This window comes from Lentzea sp. NPDC006480 (assembly GCF_040611995.1).
Classification (GTDB): domain Bacteria; phylum Actinomycetota; class Actinomycetes; order Mycobacteriales; family Pseudonocardiaceae; genus Lentzea.
The window spans coordinates 20,699-38,243 of record NZ_JBEXPJ010000022.1 but is presented as its reverse complement, the minus strand read 5'-3'; the positions used below and the strand labels follow the sequence as shown (position 1 = coordinate 38,243).

The window sequence follows — 17,545 nt, the reverse complement described above, 5'->3', positions numbered from 1 at the left end:
TGGGTTGGCCGTGGATGCAAGGCCGAACGCGTGTTCGATACGGTCATCCTCGTGAAGCTCGTGGTGCAGGTGAAGCTGCTGCCGACGCCCGTCCAGGCGGCGGCGCTGGCGATGACCCTGCGCGCCTGCAACGCGGCTGCGGAGTACACGTCGCGAGTGGCTTACGAGCGGAACGTGAAATCCCGCAACGAGTTGCAGAAGCTCTGCTACCGCGAGATCAAGGAGCGGTTCGGTCTGTCGGCGCAGCCCGCGGTGAGGGTGGTGAAGAAGGTCGTCGACGCCTACACCGCCTTGCACAGCGGCATCCGCGCGGGGACTCTCGGCGGCGAGAGGTCTCGGCGCCGCGTCAAAGCCGAGTCGAAGCCGATCGCGTTCCGCGCATCGGCGGCGCAGCCGTTCGACGATCGGTGTCTGTCGTGGCGCCACGACGCGAGCACGGTGTCCATCTGGACCGTGGCCGGGCGACTCAAGGACATCAGGTTCGCTGGCTCGGCCGATCAGCTCGCGACGCTGCGTGCCCACCGCCGTGGCGAGTCGGATCTGCTGTTTCGCGATGGCATGTGGTTCCTGATTGCCACCTGTGAGGTGCCCGAGCCGGAAGTGTTCGAGCCCACGGACTGGATCGGCGTGGACCGCGGCATCGTCAACCTGGCTACGACCTCGGATGTGGACAACTTCCAAGGCCGCCGACTGCGCCGCCATCGCCGCTGGCACGCGCGAAAGCGCGCCGAACTCCAAGCCAAACAGACGAAGTCAGCGAACCGCCTGCTCAAGAAGCGGGCACGCAAAGAGGCGCGTCACGCCACCTGTGTCAATCACCGCATCGCAAACGACATTGTGGCTGTTGCCCAACGCACCGGCCGCGGCATCGCCCTCGAGGAACTACGGGGCATCCGCGATCGGGTACGGCTGCACCGGCACCAGCGAGCCACCCAGTCCTCGTGGCCGTTCCATCAGCTCGAACGGCACATCGCCTACAAGGCCCGCCGCGTGGGGGTGCCAGTGCTGTTGGTGGACGCCCGTTACACCTCGCAGACGTGCCCTCGGTGCAAACACACAGCTCGCTCGAATCGTCCCACCAGGGACACGTTCTCCTGTCGTCGGTGCGGTCTCGCTGGACCCGCTGACGTCGTCGCCGCCGTGAACATCCGTGATCGAGCACGGCGCGCGTGGGCACTCGTCAACGTGCCCGTATCGATGGCTGCTTGAGTCACCGGTAGATGCGGCCCGAACACCACAGCCACTGGTGGCCGAGGAACGCGACCTGGCTTGAAGGAACCGGGTGCAAGCCCGGCCCTTCAGGGTTGGGAAGTTGACCGGATCTGGTGGACGTCCCAGCCGTCGGGCAGCTCCGACATGCCCTTCACCGCCGAGGTCCAGATGTAGGTCCACGCGATCCGGCCGTCGGGCAGCACCACGCGCACGCGCCGGTAGTCCTCGCCCTCGTACTCGTCGAGCAACGGCAGCGCCGCCTCGGGAGACTTCAGGCGCAGCACGAACCCGGGCACGCCCAGGCCGGCGCCGGGACGCAGTGCCGGGTAGCCCTGGCCGGTGTCGAACAGCGTGCCGGGCAGGTGGGTCTCCTCGGACTCCACGACGTGCGGTTCCATCAGGTGCCAAGCGCTTGCGCCCGGCTGGAGGGTGCCGTAGACGAACAGCAGCTCGGGCCAGTCGTCGGCGGACGGGTCGCCGAGCACCTCGGTCACGTCCAGTCCGTCCGTCATGGCAGGCCTCTCGCCGAGCGTGAGGGCGTGCCGCTGCGAGACGTCCTCGCAGCGGACCATACGGCCGTTGACGAGCACGGGCATCCGCTTCTTGGAGCCCGCGGTGTAGGCCAGCACGCTGTCGATGACACCGCCGTTGTAGAGCACCACACGGCCCGTGTGCAGGCGTACGAGGCGATAGCGCAGTCCGCGGCCCTCGCAGCGGTCCAGGACGCGCAGCTGCTCGGGTGTGGCGAACCAGACGGAGTGCTCCTCGATGTGACCCGGCTCGGCCGCCAGGGTCGCGGGGCGCTGGCCGTCGCGGGCGCGCATGCCCGCGGCCCAGACAGCAGAAAAGCCCTCGCAGCGGGCGCGAAGCACGACTGCGGGGCCTTCGAGACCGAGCTCCTCGCGGAGCCAGGTCACCTTGCTGGGATTGGCGTTCGAGCCGTAGCCGAGCACCGGCATTCGGGCGGCTAGCGGGGGCTCACCGTGGTTTGCGAGCCATTGGTCCAGATCGATGTTCTCCGGCTCAACTCGCCATCCCGACTCCATCGTGAGGTCCGGTCGCACTGGCCAGCCCGTTTCGTCGACGTGGACGAAACAGTGGTCTGGACGAGTGCCCGGATAGGGCTCCGCCGGATGGCTTTCGTCGGTGAACGGTTGGGCCATTGGTCCATTGTGCCAAAACAAGGGGCCAGATCGCGCCCCCTGATCGTGACCCATCCGATGTTTGGTCCGCAGTTCTAGGGTCCTAGTGAGATCTTTCACTACGCATTCGAGTGAGTAATCCGATGTCTATCTGTCGACACTCCGGCGAGTCTCAGGCGTCGTCGTAGCGTTGCTGCGCCTGGGCGACCTCGGGGTGGTTCGCCTCGATCCAGTGCGCGAGTGCGACGAGGTGGTTCGCGGCGCCCTTGCCGAGCGGCGTCAGGGTGTACTCGACGTGCGGCGGGATGACCGGCTTCACGTCTCGGTGCACGAACCCGTCGCGCTCCAGCGTTCGCAACGTCTGGGTGAGCATCTTCTCGCTGACGAGCTCCAGTTCACGGCGCAGGTCGCTGAACCGCCAAGCCTCGCCGTTCGAGAGCGCCTGGAGCACCCGCACGCCCCATCGGCTTGTGACGTGCTCCATGATCGCCCGCTCGGGACACATCGTGACCTGCATGCTCACCTCCACGTAAGTACCCCACTTCAAAGTGGGTACTTTCCATAGGTTAGCGCTAACCATAACTTCGTGGCTATGACGATCCTCATCACCGGAGCAACCGGCCAGTTCGGCGGAGCAGCCCTCCGCTACGTCCTCGACCGCACGGACGAGCAGGTCATCGTGTCCGTGCGCAGTCCGGAGAAGTTCACCGTCGAAGGCGTCGAGGTCCGTCAGGGCGACTTCGACAAGCCGGAGACGCTCGACTTCCGCGGCGTCGACAAGCTGCTGATCGTGTCCGCCGACGCGCACGACCCCGCCATCCGCATCCAGCAGCACGCCAACGCCATCGCTGCCGCCGAGGAGCACGGCGTGGGCCACATCTTCTACACGAGCGTCACCGACGCCGACACGTCCACGCTCGGTGTCGCCGAGGTGCACAAGGCCGCCGAGGAGGCCATCCGCGCCACCGGCATCACGTTCACGTTCCTGCGCAACGGCATGTACCACGAGAACTACCTGGACTCGCTGGCCCAGGACGTGGTCGCCACCTCCACCAAGGACGGCCGCATCGCGAGCGCCCCGCGTGACGACTTCGCACTGGCCGCTGCTGTCTCTCTGACGACGGACGGCCACGAGAACACCACCTACGAGCTCACCGGCTCGACGAGCTGGTCGTTCCCCGAGGTCGCGGGTGAGAGGTACCGCGACGTCAGCGACGAGGACCTGATCGCCGCGGGCATGCCGCCGTTCGTGGTCGACTTCTTCGTGGCGATCCGCAACGGCGTGCTCGCCGAGGTCCGCCCGGACCTGGAGAAGCTGATCGGCCGCCCGACCCGCCCGATCGCCATCTAGACCGTTGATTCCAAGGGCGCGCCTCCCACACCGTTCATGGATGAGTTGGAAACAACCGGCTAGGTGAACTCAGGGTGCGCCTCAGGATGCGCGTCCCACCACTTGCGGTACTCCGGGTTGCGGTCGAGCACCGACCGGTAGGCGTCGGCGGCGCACGCGAACACCTCGTGCGCCCGCCCCGCCACCGGTGAGTCCCGCCGCGTCGCCACGAAGATGTCCGTCATCAACGGGGTGCCCCGCAGCTTGCGGATCACGATGCCGTCCCCGGTGCGGGACGGCGCCGCCGCGAACGACACCGCACCACTCGCCACCAGGCCGCGCGCCATGCTCGACTCGCCGGTGTGGTGGGTCAGCCTCGGCACGAACCCGGCATCCGAGCACGCCTGGAACATCGTCATCCGGTTGCCCATCATCTGCGCGGTCGGCGTGACCCAGTCGTGGTCGGCGAGCTGGGAGAGGTCGATCTCCTCCTGCTCGGCCAGCGGGTCCTTGTCCGACACCGCGACGAACGCCGGTTCGCTGACCAGCTTGCGCAGCTCGATGCCGGCCAGGTCGCGCGAGGGCATGCCGTCGAAGAACTCGAACAGCGCCACGTGCACCCGGCCCTGCTCCAGCAGGTCCACGATCTCCGCCGACGACTGCCGCACCTCCGCCCGCACGTCGGCGTTGAGCTGCCGCAGCCCCTCGACCAGTGCCGCGAAGTACAGGATCGAGATGCAGCCCAGGTACAACGGGCCGCGCCGGTCCGTCTCTCTCGCGGTGGCCATCAGCTGAGCCATCTCGTCGAGCACGAGTCTGGCCGTGCCCAGCACACGACGGCCCAGGTCCGTTGGGACGCAACCGTTGCGCGTTCGGTCGAACAGCTGTCCGCCGACCAGTCTCTCAACCGTGCGCAGCTGCGCGGACAAGGCGGGTTGGGTCAGTCCGAGCCGCGTGGCGGCCCTGGTCACGCTGCCTTCCTCGGCGATCGTGCGTACCGCGCGGAGGTGGCGGAGCTCCAGCTCGGGCATAAAGACCTTGTATCCCCCTTCTGAATGCGCCGCCACCCGTCGATCGGGTCATAGTGGTCCTCGATCGATCTTCCGGCCCGGCGCTTGCGGCAGCGCAACGGGTCCGGCGCGGGAGGGTGCGCACCCCTCGGTTCGACGCTGCTGCCGCGCACCCTGCGCTCCGCGGCAGTAGCGTCGAACCCATGGCGGTGAAGGACTCTCCCACTGGCTGGGTGAACGAGCACATTCAGAAGTACGTCGAGACCGACGGCGCGGAAGGCCACGAGTGGCGGCCCGGCGTGCACACGCTGCTGCTGACCACCAAGGGGCGCAAGAGCGGCGAGCTGCGCCGCACCGCGCTGATCTACCAGCGCGAGGGCGACAACTACGTGGTGGTCGCTTCGCAGGGCGGCAAGCCCCAGCACCCGTCCTGGTACCTGAACCTGGCGGAAGATCCCGTGGTGGACGTGCAGGTCGCCGCGGACAAGTTCCAGGCGCGCGCTCGCACGGCCGGACCCGAGGAGCGGGACCGGCTGTGGAAGCTGATGAACGAGGTCTGGCCGGACTACACCGAGTACCAGAAGAAGACCGACCGCGAGATTCCCGTTGTCGTGCTGGAGCCGGTCAAGGGATGACCACGGCCGCGCCCGTCACGGTTACTCGGCGGTCTTCGCGCGTGGCGTCGACCTCCAGCCGTGACGGGCGGCCCATGTCCTCGCCCTGGCTGATGACGAACCGTTGCGGCCCTTCGAGATCGCGTAGATGACCACCGAACGCGGCGGCGGCAGCTCCCGTCGCCGCGTCCTCCACCACACCACCGACCGGGAACGGGTCGCGGGCGTGCACGAGGTCTTCCGACTCACGCCAGAACAGGTGCACGGTCGTCAGGTCGTGCGCCAGCATCAGGTCGCGCAACGCGTTGAAGTCGTAGTCGAGGTCGGCGAGCTCTTCGCGGGACTTCAGCGGGACCAGCAGGTGCCGGGCGCCACCGAAGCCGACGTGCACCGGACCGGCGGTCTCCTCGTACCCCAACGCTTCCAGCGCCTGGCGCACGAGCTCGGGGTCTGCTTCGGACGTGCTGGTCGGCACACTGGTGAGCGACGCCGTGCCGCCGTTGGTCTCGATGGTGATCTCTCCGGCGCGGGTGTGGAACGTCAGCGGGCCGTCGCCGATCCGTTCCGCCAGTGCGACCGAGGTGGCGATGGTCGCGTGGCCGCAGAACGGCACCTCCGCCTTGGGGCTGAAGTACCGGACGTCGAACTCGCGCCCTCCCCGCGGCAGCACGAACGCCGTCTCCGAGTAGCCGACCTTCGCGGCGATGACGAGCATCTCCTCGTCGGAGAGCCCAGTCGCGTCCAGCACGACCCCGGCCGGGTTGCCGCCGGCCGGGTCCTCCGTGAACGCGCTGTACCGCAGAACGCCGTGATCGGTCATACCCTCTCCCAACGCACAGCCGTGCTGAAGCCGTCCGAACACGATCTTGCTGGTGACGTACCGCAGCCCGGCTTTCTCGAGCACGCGCCCGGACGCGACGTTCTCCGCCTGGTACCCGGCGAACACGCGAGGCCTCCTGGCGAGCGCCCGGTCGCGCAGCTCGGCAGCGATCCTGGTGGCGAGCCCGCGACCCCAGTGGTCCGGGTCGACCCAGTAGCCGATCTCGATCTCGTCCGGACCGCGGTGGGCCAGTTGTGCCAGTCCGACGACGATCCCGTCCTCGACGACGAGGTGCAGGCCGAAGCCGTGCGCTTCCCAGTGCTGCAACGCCTGCTCGTGCCGTTCGGCCACGTACTCCGGCGTCCAGGGCTTCCCGTCGGCGACGTACGTGATCATTCGAGGGTCGGTCGCCCATCGCAGCATGTGCTCGAAGTGGTCGTCGCTCCACGGCACGAATTCCATGGGGCCAATCCTGCCTCAGCGCAGCTGCGGAAGAAGCCCTTCACAGGTGCGCACGACGATCTGGGCTGCTTTGCGCTGGTCGTGCGGGGCGTGCACGTCGGCAGCCTGCGCCTGCCACCGGACCAGCGCGTCGAGCAGCACCTCCCGTTGCTCGCGCGTGTCGGCTTCGTAGTCGAAACCCAGGCGGGCCAACGGGTTCGTGCCCTCCCCGCCGATCAGCCGCAACGCTTCGGCCTGCAGGTCGCCCGGCAGTTTCGTGCGCCCGGACTGCAACGCGGCCACGAGGCGCAGCTCGCGGAAGTCGTGCGCGGAGGCGACGACCCGTTCGAGATCGGCCATCAGCTTGCGGGCGTTCTGCCGCGGCTCCATCCGGAACAGCACGTCGAGCGCCAGCAACGCCGAGCGCGCCTTGAGGATCTCGCGGCGTTCGGTGAAGTGGACGGCGATCGAGTCGCGCAGCTCGCCGAGCCCGCTGCGCTGCACCAGCTGGCCGGTCAGCTTGACCTGGGTGTCGAAGCCCTGCCGGATCAACGCCGTGATCAGCCGGACGCCGAAGATCCCGAACCGCTCCAGCAACGCCAGTCGCACTGCCGGTTCCATTCGCAACGGGAACTGCTCGCCGGCGAACCGGTCGGCGGACAGCAGGTTGTCCTCAAGTTCCTCGCGGCCCAAGGACGAGAGCGTGCGCAGTGCCGCGAACTCGTCCTCCCGCAACGTCTTCGCGGCCACCGCCAGCAGCCCGGCGACCGACACCACGTTCTGGCACAACGGTTGCACCGCCACGTCCTTGCGGTAGCGGCGGGCGATCTGCTTGGCCGACGACAGCGCGTCGATCCGCCCGGCACCGATCTCGTCGGCACGGGCGAGCACCGCGACGGTGTGGATCGCGGCGGTGCGGGCGATCGGGTGGTCGTTGGCCGCCTGCAGGTACTTCAGGTCGTCGTCCTGGACGTGCCGCATCAGGTACAGCAACGCGTCCGCCTCGCCGAGCACCTGCTCGGGCGAGGCCTCGGACGGCGTGTCGATCAGCACGACGTCCCGCAAGGTCCGCGCGGGCCACTCGACGACGACTCGGTCGGCCCGGTCGATCTGGCCGATCTCCACGTGGTGGCGGTGTCCCCGCCTGCCCACCGCGACCTCGTGCGGACGGCCGGGCCCGGAGAAGACGTGCGCCCGCGGCTCGGTGCCACCGCGGTACCAGGTGAAGGAGCTGAGCGGCACGAACTCGTCGCCGATCAGCGCGTTGACCACAGTGGACTTGCCGATGCGGGATCGACCGGCCACCGCGATCCGCACGGGTTCGGTGTAGCGCTCCAGGTGGGTGCGCAGCCAGCCGGTGGCGCGCGGGCTGTCGCGGTACACGGCCAGTGCTTCCTGCAGCATCGACCAGACGACGCGGTCCAAGGTCACGCGGTGAGCTCCATCGCGGGACCCCCGAGCGTCTGGACCCGCTTGTAGAGCGTGATCAGCTTGTCCAGTTCCTTGCGGCCTTCGCGCAGCCGGCGTTCGCGCTCGGTCTGGTCGTCCTGCACCGCGCGCTTGGCGCTGCGGGCCGACTCCAGCAACGTCTCCTGCAGCTCCTCGGCGAGCGTGCTGAAGTGGTTGCGCAGCGAGCGCTGGATGTGGCGGCCGGAGTCGCGGACGTCCTTGGAGAACTTCACGAAGAAGTCGTCGACGTGCCGTTGCGCGGCGGCCTTGGCGGCGGCCTGACGACGCTTCAGCCGTTGGTCGCTTTCGTCCAAAATGGACTTTCCGCCGAACAGCGCACCGGCGCCGAGCGAGATCACGTTGATCAGCGGCAGGCCGGCGAGCGAGGTGACCAGGCCGAACATCAGCACGCCGCCGTAGGAGCCGCGCAGACCGGTGAAGAGCTTCTGCGGGATGGAGAACGGCTCGATCTTCGGCTTCTCCAGCTTGCTCGCGGGTTCGAGCAGGTCGTCGGGCAGCACCGAACCGGGGATCAGGTCCTCGCGATAGACCGGGAAGTTCTTGGCGACCTTGGCGGCGACCCACTCCGCGCGTTCCATCAGCCAGGCGAAGTTCGTGGTGGCGGCCTCGTTGAGGTTGTCCTCCAGCCACTGCTCGAACTTGTCCCAGCCGATCGCGGGGTCGGCCTCGTCGTAGGTCCGGTCGACCTCGCGCAGGATCTTGCGGGTGCGGTCGCGCAGGTCGTACTCGACGTCGGAGATCAGGTCGGCCATCTCGTCGTTGAGCACGTTCTGCCAACGGGCGGACCGGCGGCGCAGCTCGTCGACGCGCCGCTGGGCTTCCTGCAGCGTCGAGATCGTGGCGACGGTGTGGGACGAGTCGTGTGCGGTCAGCTCCTCGCGCAGCGGCGTGACGAGCTGGGCGAGCGCGCTCGACGCGACGACGGCGACGGCGCGGCGGGCCAGGAGGTCCGCTGACGCGACGATGTCGCGCTGCACGCACGCCAGCAGTTCCGGGAAGCCGGACTCGGTGTTGAGCCGCTGGTCGCCGGTCTTGGCCGCGCGCAGCCGGAGCGCGCTCGACACCGGGATGAGCTTGGCCGGGACGCCGGCGCGGGCGAGCAACGCCTTGTTGCGCTCCACGACGCTGCGCCAGCTCGGCACGAGGTCGATCTTGGTGACGACCACGGTGACGTTGGGGCACGCCTCCATGACCTTCTTGAGCAGCGTCATCTCCGCCGAGGTCAGCTCGCCGGTGGCGTCGGAGACCAGCAGCACGGCGTCGGCCTGCATCAGCGTCGCGAACGTGCTGGCGGTGTGAGCGGAGCGGGTGTCACCCACTCCGGGGGTGTCGATCAGGACCAGACCGCTGTCGAGCAGCGCGCGCGGAATGCCGATCTCGGCGCGCACGACGTGCTGCGCGGCGGCCTGCTTCGTGACCTGCTCGATCGGCACCGCGATGCGCTCGGTGGGGGTGTGGAAGATCGATCCGCGAGCGGACGCGTTGCGGACCAGCGCAGCCGACGGGGTGTCGGCGTGCTGGACGAAGGTCGGCACAGTCGTCGTGATGTCGTCGCCCACCGCGCACACAGGTGCGTTGAGCAACGCGTTGACGAGCTGGCTCTTGCCTTGTTTGGACTCGCCGACGACGAGAACGCGCAACTTGGGGTCGAGTTGCTGAGCCCGCTTCTCCCGCAGCCGGGCCTCCAGATCGGGCCTCCGGTGCGTGACGCAGGCCCCGATCGTCTCGTCGAGCACGTCGAGCCAGGGCGGTGCCATCACCTGACTCATAGTGCCGTGTTCACCCCCTTGGGTGAAAGCCTCGAACGCAAGACCGGTTCCGTTCGGGTGAGACCGGGCTGCTCGGAGAGGCGGTGACGTTGCTCACCGCGCGGGCCGATGATCGTGGCTTTAATGGCGTTTTACCTGCCAAGACGACGAACCGGCCCTGTCCGGATGAGACAGGGCCGGTCCGCGTTGGGGAGGGTGGATCAGCCGAGCAGGCCGTGCAGGTCCAGACCGTCGTTGACGACGGGCAGGTCGTGTGCGACGTGGGTGACGTTGCCGAGCACGTTGCCGACGCCCGCGTGGTCGACCAGGCCGGTCGCGGAACCCGTGAGGCCCGTCGCGGTGTCGACGACACCGGACGCGGTGTGCTCGACGGTGCTCACGGTGTCGGTGGAGTGCGCGACGAGCTTGCCGCCGGACAGGTCGTCCAGGCCCGAGACGTTGAGGACGCCGAGGTTGGCGTCGCCGCCACCGAGCACGCCCAGCGCGTCGTGGCCGAGGCCCGTCACGCCGGTCAGGTTGCCGAGGACGCCGTCCACACCGGGAACGGCGTGGGTGACGGTGCCCAGCGTGCCGTCGACGGTGCCGGTCGCGGTGTCGGCGACGTCGAGCGCGCTGCCGGTGACCGGGGACGCGGTCTGGTCGAGGACCGAGGTCACGTCGCCGACGACGGAGAAGTCGCCGCCGAGGCCGAGGCCCGCGTTGGTGAACTCACCCAGGGCCGTGTTGGCGGCCCAGAGGTGCAGGCTGCTCTCGTCGGCCGCGAGCACGGTGCCGGTCGAGGCGTTCAGGTCGCTGAGGTTCACACCCGACGAGGTCAGCTGAGACGCGACCGCCTGCAGCTGGCTGATGGCACCGAGCGGACCCTCGGCGAGCAGGTCGTCGGTCGGCAGGATCAGGTCGATGCCGTCGACGGCGGGCAGGCCGTCCACCGCGGGGACCAGGTCCAGCACCAGCGGAATGACTTCCTGCACGTCGACAGCGGTGATGTCGGCCAGGCCAGCCTGCTCCAGAGTGCCCTGGGCGTCGTTCGCGAACGCGGTCTTGAGGGCCGGGTCGCTGAGGAGGTTGAGCACGAAGTCGTGGAGCGTGCTGGACTCGATCATCAGAGGAACTCTCCTGTTGAAGCACGTATCAATTGGTGTGCCGAAAAGCTATGAGAGCGGGGCCACCCCCAACATCGGGGATCACTCCCAGTAGATCCCCGTTCCCCGAAGGGGTGACGCTCGTTGACCCCCTAGGGGATTAGGGGCAGCGCTTGAGCGCCTCTTGTTCACCCGTGTAGGTACTGGTCGCTGCTGCGAACAGGTGAGGAAGAGACTTGGCGTACGTACTCGGAGTCGATGTCGGGACCACCCGCACGACTGCTGCCGTGTGCCGTCTCGACGGTGCCCGGGATGCCGAGATCGCCCTGGTGGTGCCGTCGTTTCTGCAGCTCACGGACGCCGGCACGTTCTCTGTCGGCGAGTTCGGCGTGGCCGGTTGGACGGCCACCGGTTTTCTGCGCAGAGTCGGTGACGCGGTGCCGTTCTCGCTGGGCCCGGAGACGTGCCCGGCGGAGGAGCTCGCCGCGTTGCTGATCATGTGGGTCATCGGCGAAGTGGTCGCCCGAGAGGGTGAACAGCCCCGTCACGTGGCCGTCAGTCACCCGGCCGGGTGGGGCCCCTATCGCCGTGGCCAGCTCTACGGCGCGTTGCGGGCCGTCGGGGTCCACGACGTGACGCTCGTGCCGGAACCGTTGGCGGCCGCGGAGAACCACGCCGTGCGCGCTCGTGTGGTGCCGGACACGTCGTTGGCGGTGTTCTCGCTGGGCAGCCACGCTTTCTCCGCATCGGTCGTCCGTCGGTCGCAGTCGCGGACGTTCGAGCTGGTCAACCACGTCGAGGGCATCGATCACCAGACCGGCGGCGACTTCGACGACGTGCTCGGCGCGCTGGTGCGCGGCCGTCTCGGCAAGGACGGCGTCGTGTCGGCCGCCGAGTGCGAGGCGGCGAAGCGTGCGTTCGGCCCGTCGGTGGTCGTCGGCGGTGTCGAGATCACCCGCGACGAGTTCGTCGAGGAGATCCGGCCGTCCGTGGACCACCTGGTCTGCACCTTCGTGCGCGCGGTCGGCGCGGTTCAGCCGGACGCGGTGCTGCTGGTCGGCGGTGGCTGCCGGATGCAGGTGATCGGCGACTCGCTGTCCGCCGCGGTCGACTGCCGCGTGCTGGCCGAGGCCGCGCCGGAACACTCGGTGGCGAAGGGCGCCGCCGTCGCCGCGCGGCTGGTCGTGGTGGGCCCCGAAGCCGAACCGGAAGCGTTCGAGACCTCCGTTCTGGTGCACACCCGCGAGGCGTTGCTGCGGTTCCCGGTCGGCGAGATCACCCGTCCCGATGACGAGGAGTTCACCGCGCCGCCGCCCCGCCCGCCGGTGGACGTCCCCCCGCTGGAACTGCCCCCGCGCCGGGTGAAGCGCATGGCGAGCGCACTGAATCCGGTCGGCAGGCGCTCCAGTTCGCGCTCTGAGAAGTCCGACAAATACGACGACGATGAGGACGGCCGTTGAGCGTGACCACGCGAGCCAGGTTGGTGCTGGACGCTTCCGTGCGAGGTGTCCTCGACCGGATCAACGACGCTGCCGAGGGCTCCCGCCTGCGCGTTGTCGTTGTGGCGCCTGGTGGTTACGGCAAGACAGCGTTGCTGGACGAGATCACCAACTCGGCTGTGCGCGTGGTCGACGACGCTCATCTGCTCGACGACGCCGCTCTTCGCGCCTTGGCCGCTGAGCCGTTGCTGGTGGTGGCGTATCGGCCTTGGCCGCGCCGTGCTCTTCTGGCTGAGCTGACGCGCGGTGCCGTTGTCGTGCCGCTGGCGCCCTTTTCGCGTGAGCAGGTCCGGGAGTTGCTGCACGCGCCGAAGCCTGTCGTGGACTTCGTGTTCGCGCAGACCGGTGGTGTGCCCGGGTTGGTCACCGCTCTTGGTGCTGTGTCCGAGGTTTCCGCCGAGGTGCTGAGCGGGTTCCGGTCCGAGCTCGACTGGCTGGATCCGGATCTGCAGAAGTTCCTGCTGGCTGCCGAGGCCGGCGCGGCTCAGCGGTTGGATCTCTTGTCAGCGTTGCTGGACAAGGACTTCGACGAGGTCAGTGACATCATCGAGGCTGCTCGGGCCACCGGGATGCTGGCCGAGGACGGCACTCTGCTGCCGTTGGCGCATCGGGCCGTCGGGGCCTTGACCCGTGCTGAGCGGCGGATCGCGGTCCGGCAGAAGCTGGCGCAGCTGCAGCTCGAACGCGGCGGGCCGGTGCTGGAACTGGTGCGGCCGTTGCTGGACACCGGAATCGGTGGGCCGGTGTTCGCGGCTGCCGCCCGTGAGGCGCTGTCGTCGGATCCTGCTCTGGCAGCGCGGCTGTTCAAGGCTTCTACCGGCGGAGGGGCGGCTTCGCCTGAGACCGCTGCCGCCTGGGCCACCGCTTCGGCGATGGCCGGGGATCTCGACTCAGCTCTGCGGCTGGCCGATCAGGTGATCAGCGCTTCCGACACGCCTCATCGGCGCACGGCTGCCGAGGTCGCGGCGGTGGCGTTGGCGCACCGCGGGCAGTTGGCTCGGAGCACCGAGTTGTTCCGGTGGGCCGCGACGCCGTATGCGGCCGCGTTCGCCGGGATCGGGCTGATCGGCACCGGGCACCGGTTCGAGGAGACGCCGCCGCAGCCGCCGACGATGCTCGGCGGGGCTGCTTCCCTGATGCTGCAAGGAGTCCGGCAGTCGGTTTCCGGAGCCGAGACCGCCGCGCTGTCGACGCTGGTACGGGCCTCCTCCATGCTCGAACCCGCCGGCGGCGCGGTGCTGCTGCCGGATTCGCCGGCTGCTCTGGCCGCGCTGGTCGCGGTGCACTGCGGTGAGCCGAACGTGGCCGAGTCCGTGCTGGACCGGGCCGTCGAGTGCTCGACCGGTGGTGTGCTGATGTCGGTGCGGCACCGGTTGTTGCAGTCGTGGATGCACATGCTGCGCGGGAACCTGGCGGTGGCCAGGGAAGGGCTGATGGCCGTGCGCGGGGCGTTCGAGCCTCGTGACTGGATCTTTGCGGTGGCGCTTGAGGTCGGGGTGGCTCGGCGAAACAGTGATCTGGCTACGTTGCGACGGACGTGGGAGCAGGCTTGTGAGGCTGTGCTCCGGCATCCGGTGGATCTCTTTTCGTTGTTGCCGTTGGGGGAGTTCGCTGCGGCTGCGGCTCGGTTGAGGGATCAGGAGCGGCTGGCGCCGCACCTGGCGCAGGCGCAGGCTCTGTTGCGCGGGCTGGGGAATCCGCCGTTGTGGACGACGCAGCTGCATTGGGGGCTGCTGCACGCGGCGATCATCGATGAGGATTCTGCCGCGGCTGAGGAGCATGCTGCCGCGTTGGCGGTCAACCGGGAGTACTCGCGGTACTGCGCGATCTTGTCGGCTGCGGCTGAGTGCTGGCTGGATGTGGTCGCCGGGAAGGTTGATCCGGATCGGGTCGAGGAAGCTGCCCGGAGTTTGCACGCCGTGGGGCTTTGGTGGGACGCGGCTCGGTTGGCTGGGCAGGCTGCGATCCGGACTTCTGATCGGCAGGCGATGGTTCGGTTGCTGGACTGCGCCCGGTTGTTGCAGGGGAGGGCCGTTTCCTCGCGGCGGCCTGGTGCCGGCGACTCGGAATCCGCTGTTGTGGCTGAGGATGCCGGGAAGTTGAGCGAGCGGGAGAGGGAGGTCGCCCGGCTGGTTCTGGAGGGAATGACCTATCGGCAGGTCGGGGACCGGTTGTTCATCTCGGCCAAGACTGTTGAGCACCACATGGCTCGGATGAGGCAGAGGTTGGGGAGTACTTCTCGGTCGGATTTGCTGGCTCAGTTGCGGCATATCGTCGGGTCTTAGAGGTCGGGGCCGCCTTCGGCGGGCGGGATGGCGTCTGCAAGTACCGCCAACACATGATCGAAACGCCGGTAACCACCACCAACTTGCCGGTGCTGCTGCTCCACCGCCGTGCGTTCTCCGTTTGGCGCTGTTTGGGGGCCGGTGGGCGCACGTGGGGGTTGGGGTGGGGGCGTGCGTGACAAAATTGGTCCGATCGAGCGAGTCGAGGTCGTCACGCTGCGAGATCTCGGTACGCCCGTTGGGGCGAAGAGGGTCGCGTATGAGGTCGTTGTGCTTTGCTGGCGGTAGGCTTCCGCACCGTTGCTCGCCGAGCAGGTCAGGTGGATGATTTGCCGAGCCAGGACGACGCGAGATCGTCACGCCCGCTGGGACGTGACGAGCTGGCGCGCGACTGGGCTGTCAAGGTCAGCCGGACTGCGTACATTCCGTTGTCGGCGGCGAAGCTCACCGAAGAGTTGCACGAGCTGCTGAACGTCGTGGCTGAGGCGTTGGCGCAGGATCCTGACGTTGCCTCCCAGGTTGGTGTTCGCCTGGTCGAGATGCATTGTGTCGGGGCGGAGAGCCTGCGGAAGTCGGTTGAGGTGCTGGCTGTGTTCGTCGCGCAGGAAGGCGCCGACGCGCTGACCGCGGCGCTGGTCATCGGGGCTGTGTCCGCTGCGTACACGGGGGCCATTCAGTCGTTCGTGCTGGAGCAGCAGGAGAGTGTCAGCCAGGCGTTGCTCAGGGCCAACAGGGTTGTGCAGCTGGACTTGCAGGCCAGTGAAGAGCGGTTCGAGGACATCTTCGCGCACTCCTCGACCGGCATTGCGATGGTCAGTCTCGACGGGGAGCTGGAGCGGGCCAACGAGGCGTTGTGCAACATCCTGAGGCGCGAGGACGTTGCCGGGATGACGTTGACGGATCTGGTCGCGCCGGCGGATCTGCCGTTGATCAACGATGCGTTGGCAGGCCTCAGGTTCGGCCGGATGCGGCGGGTCGAGGAGCGGCCCCGGTTGATCGACCGGGACGGGGAGCACTTCCGGGTGTTGCTCGCGGCGACGGTGCAGAAGGACGCGGAGGACAACCCGAAGCACTTCGTGGTGATGATCGATGACGACAGCCAGCTGACGTTGCTGGGTGGGCGGTTGCAGTACCAGTCGCTGCACGATGCGTTGACCGGGTTGCCGAACCGGCAGTATCTGACGACGAGGTTGGAGTCGTTGCTGCACAGCGACATCGAGCACGGGGTGACGCTGTACCACCTGGATCTGGACGCCTTCGCGGTGATCACGGACGGGCTGGGGCGGGAGATCGGCGACAAGGTGCTGAAGCTGGTGGCGGAGCGGTTGAGCTCTGTCTTCTCCGGCGAGAAGGCGATGGTGGCGCGGCTCGAGGGGGACGAGTTCGCGGTGCTCGTGGAGAACGGGGCCGAGACGCCGGACGTGGATTCCACGATTCGGACCATTGAGCATGAACTGGCCGAACCGGTCTACTTCGGTGAACACGGGATCGCGGTGTCGGCGAGCATCGGAGTGCTGCCGCGGTTGCATCCTGGAGGGCATCCCGCCGAGGTGTTGCGGGCGTCGGACATGACGTTGCGCAGGGCGAAGCGGAGTGGGCGCCGGCAGTGGGGGCTGCACGACGCGACGCAGGACAAGCGGGAGCAGGAAGAGTTCGCGCTGGCCGCGGTGATGCCGGGGGCGTGGGAGAACGGCGAGATCGAGGTCGTGTTCAACCCCGTGATGAAGCTCGACGGGGCGGCACGGGTGTGCGTCGAGGCCGAGCTGAACTGGCGGCATCGGGATGTCGGGCTGATCGCGCACGAGAAGTGCGTGTCGATGGCCGAGCACACCGGGTTGATGTTGCCGTTGGGCGAGTGGATGTTGCGCCGGGCTGCCGAGGCGGCCTGTGTGCACGACGAGATTCTCGCGGTGTGCCTGACCGAGAGCATGGCCAACAGTCCGGACCTGGTGCGGGACGTGCGGCGGGTGCTGGCGGACACCGGGTTGCCCGCCGCGCGGTTGCTGCTCGGGTTCCCGGTGCACGTGCTGGCGTCCGAGGACAGTGAGGCCGCCGACAACCTGGATCTGTTGTCGGACATGGGGATTCACATCGGCGCGCGCGACTTCAAGGGGTCGACGGCCGAGATCGAGCTGGTGCGGGCGCTCGGCGTGAAGGCCGTGCGGATCAAGGGGCGTTGCCAGAAGCCCGATGAACTGGTGTCGCACGTGCTCAGCGACCTCGTCGGGTTCGTGCACGAGGCCGGTGGGCTCGTCGTGATCGACGCGATCGAGGACGCTGAGCAGCGGGACTGGTGGAATGAGCTCGGCGCCGACGCCGGGGTCGGGCCGGTGTTCTGCGTGGAGCCGACTACTGAGTGGCCCGACGCGGGCTGAGGTGCACGAGGATCAGCGCGAAGCCCGCGATGGTCACCATGCGCAGGGCGGCGGTGATGCCGTTCCAGTCCTTCGACTGCCACATGGCGAACCACTCGCCGCCCACGGTGATGAAGCCGCCGAGGAACAGGGCCACGATCATCAGCAGGCCGGCGGACGCGAACTTGCGCGCGCTGTCCTCCCGGTCGCGGAGGTAGGCGATCGTGCCCGCGGTCAGCAGGACCGCCGAGATCGCCTCCCAGACGATGATCGCGACGTAGACGATCGTGACCGCGGCGGGGCTGGTGATGGCCCGCCACTTCAGCTCTTTGCCGAACGTGGTGTCCATCGAGAGGACGTGCTTCACGAACGCTTCGTTCGTGCCGTAGTCCGTGACGTTGCCGAGCACCACGAGAAGCATGTTGAGAGCGATGAACCCGACGGTCACCGCCACAACCGCGCGCAAGCTGCCGACCCGAGCAAGTAGACGCATGGCGCGGACAGTAACCGATGAGGT

The 17,545-nt window shown here is 68.2% G+C and carries 14 protein-coding genes; 6 read left to right on the top strand and 8 right to left on the bottom strand.

Translation table 11 applies throughout. The features are described from left to right. Positions 1 to 51 precede the first annotated feature (51 nt). On the top strand, positions 52 to 1,209 hold the full coding sequence (locus ABZX92_RS11865; protein ID WP_355556970.1) for a transposase: 1,158 nt from the start codon (positions 52 to 54) through the stop codon (positions 1,207 to 1,209). Positions 1,210 to 1,298: 89 nt separating this feature from the next. On the opposite strand, the gene ABZX92_RS11860 is transcribed toward ABZX92_RS11865, so the two are convergent. Beyond that, positions 1,299 to 2,375 carry a gamma-glutamylcyclotransferase family protein gene (locus tag ABZX92_RS11860; RefSeq protein WP_355556967.1) on the bottom strand — a complete coding sequence of 359 codons (1,077 nt, stop codon included), beginning with the start codon at positions 2,373 to 2,375 and terminating at the stop codon, positions 1,299 to 1,301. A 151-nt stretch (positions 2,376 to 2,526) separates the two neighbouring features. Continuing rightward, the gene (locus tag ABZX92_RS11855; RefSeq protein ID WP_355556965.1) at positions 2,527 to 2,871 is read right to left on the bottom strand and encodes a helix-turn-helix domain-containing protein; all 345 of its coding nucleotides are present in this window, start codon (positions 2,869 to 2,871) and stop codon (positions 2,527 to 2,529) included. A gap of 75 nt (positions 2,872 to 2,946) precedes the next feature. On the opposite strand from ABZX92_RS11855, the gene ABZX92_RS11850 reads away from it, so the two are divergent. Next, positions 2,947 to 3,705, top strand: a complete 759-nt coding sequence (locus tag ABZX92_RS11850; protein WP_355556962.1) for an SDR family oxidoreductase — start codon at positions 2,947 to 2,949, stop codon at positions 3,703 to 3,705. 59 nt (positions 3,706 to 3,764) lie between these two features. On the opposite strand, the gene ABZX92_RS11845 is transcribed toward ABZX92_RS11850, so the two are convergent. Beyond that, a complete protein-coding gene (locus ABZX92_RS11845; RefSeq protein ID WP_355556959.1) occupies positions 3,765 to 4,715 on the bottom strand; it encodes a LysR family transcriptional regulator in 951 nt (316 codons plus the stop codon). A gap of 182 nt (positions 4,716 to 4,897) precedes the next feature. Between ABZX92_RS11845 and ABZX92_RS11840 the strand changes: the two genes are divergently transcribed. After that, entirely contained in the window at positions 4,898 to 5,329 is a 432-nt protein-coding gene (locus tag ABZX92_RS11840) for a nitroreductase family deazaflavin-dependent oxidoreductase (RefSeq protein WP_355556956.1), read from the top strand. Here the strand turns inward: ABZX92_RS11840 and ABZX92_RS11835 are convergent. The 4 genes from ABZX92_RS11835 to ABZX92_RS11820 form a co-directional block, all read right to left on the bottom strand. After that, positions 5,319 to 6,590, bottom strand: a complete 1,272-nt coding sequence (locus ABZX92_RS11835; RefSeq protein ID WP_355556953.1) for a PhzF family phenazine biosynthesis isomerase — start codon at positions 6,588 to 6,590, stop codon at positions 5,319 to 5,321. The genes ABZX92_RS11840 and ABZX92_RS11835 overlap by 11 nt on opposite strands. A 15-nt stretch (positions 6,591 to 6,605) precedes the next feature. Next, complete coding sequence (locus ABZX92_RS11830; RefSeq protein ID WP_355556951.1) at positions 6,606 to 8,000, bottom strand: GTPase domain-containing protein; 1,395 nt, start codon at positions 7,998 to 8,000, stop codon at positions 6,606 to 6,608. Beyond that, positions 7,997 to 9,796 carry a dynamin family protein gene (locus tag ABZX92_RS11825; protein WP_355556948.1) on the bottom strand — a complete coding sequence of 600 codons (1,800 nt, stop codon included), beginning with the start codon at positions 9,794 to 9,796 and terminating at the stop codon, positions 7,997 to 7,999. Before ABZX92_RS11825 ends, ABZX92_RS11830 begins: the two co-directional genes overlap by 4 nt. A 212-nt stretch (positions 9,797 to 10,008) precedes the next feature. Beyond that, positions 10,009 to 10,911, bottom strand: coding sequence for an IniB N-terminal domain-containing protein (locus ABZX92_RS11820; protein WP_355556945.1), 903 nt, complete (start codon positions 10,909 to 10,911; stop codon positions 10,009 to 10,011). A gap of 215 nt (positions 10,912 to 11,126) precedes the next feature. Between ABZX92_RS11820 and ABZX92_RS11815 the strand changes: the two genes are divergently transcribed. The 3 genes from ABZX92_RS11815 to ABZX92_RS11805 all read left to right on the top strand — a co-directional run bounded on the left by ABZX92_RS11815 (position 11,127) and on the right by ABZX92_RS11805 (position 17,049). Then, a complete protein-coding gene (locus ABZX92_RS11815; protein WP_355556942.1) occupies positions 11,127 to 12,350 on the top strand; it encodes an Hsp70 family protein in 1,224 nt (407 codons plus the stop codon). A 2-nt stretch (positions 12,351 to 12,352) separates the two neighbouring features. Further along, positions 12,353 to 14,674, top strand: a complete 2,322-nt coding sequence (locus tag ABZX92_RS11810) for a helix-turn-helix transcriptional regulator (RefSeq protein WP_355556939.1) — start codon at positions 12,353 to 12,355, stop codon at positions 14,672 to 14,674. A 320-nt stretch (positions 14,675 to 14,994) separates the two neighbouring features. Continuing rightward, on the top strand, positions 14,995 to 17,049 hold the full coding sequence (locus tag ABZX92_RS11805; RefSeq protein WP_355556936.1) for a diguanylate cyclase: 2,055 nt from the start codon (positions 14,995 to 14,997) through the stop codon (positions 17,047 to 17,049). Here the strand turns inward: ABZX92_RS11805 and ABZX92_RS11800 are convergent. Continuing rightward, positions 17,024 to 17,521, bottom strand: coding sequence for a DUF2165 domain-containing protein (locus tag ABZX92_RS11800; RefSeq protein WP_355556933.1), 498 nt, complete (start codon positions 17,519 to 17,521; stop codon positions 17,024 to 17,026). The genes ABZX92_RS11805 and ABZX92_RS11800 overlap by 26 nt on opposite strands. Between the last annotated feature and the right edge of the window lie 24 nt (positions 17,522 to 17,545).

Coding starts and splice junctions, on each gene's coding strand:
- ABZX92_RS11860 (WP_355556967.1), bottom strand. CDS start 2,375: ATGGCCCAACCGTTCACCGACGAAAGCCATCCGGCGGAGCCCTATCCG.
- ABZX92_RS11855 (WP_355556965.1), bottom strand. CDS start 2,871: ATGCAGGTCACGATGTGTCCCGAGCGGGCGATCATGGAGCACGTCACA.
- ABZX92_RS11850 (WP_355556962.1), top strand. CDS start 2,947: ATGACGATCCTCATCACCGGAGCAACCGGCCAGTTCGGCGGAGCAGCC.
- ABZX92_RS11845 (WP_355556959.1), bottom strand. CDS start 4,715: ATGCCCGAGCTGGAGCTCCGCCACCTCCGCGCGGTACGCACGATCGCC.
- ABZX92_RS11840 (WP_355556956.1), top strand. CDS start 4,898: ATGGCGGTGAAGGACTCTCCCACTGGCTGGGTGAACGAGCACATTCAG.
- ABZX92_RS11835 (WP_355556953.1), bottom strand. CDS start 6,590: ATGGAATTCGTGCCGTGGAGCGACGACCACTTCGAGCACATGCTGCGA.
- ABZX92_RS11825 (WP_355556948.1), bottom strand. CDS start 9,796: ATGGCACCGCCCTGGCTCGACGTGCTCGACGAGACGATCGGGGCCTGC.
- ABZX92_RS11820 (WP_355556945.1), bottom strand. CDS start 10,911: ATGATCGAGTCCAGCACGCTCCACGACTTCGTGCTCAACCTCCTCAGC.
- ABZX92_RS11800 (WP_355556933.1), bottom strand. CDS start 17,521: ATGCGTCTACTTGCTCGGGTCGGCAGCTTGCGCGCGGTTGTGGCGGTG.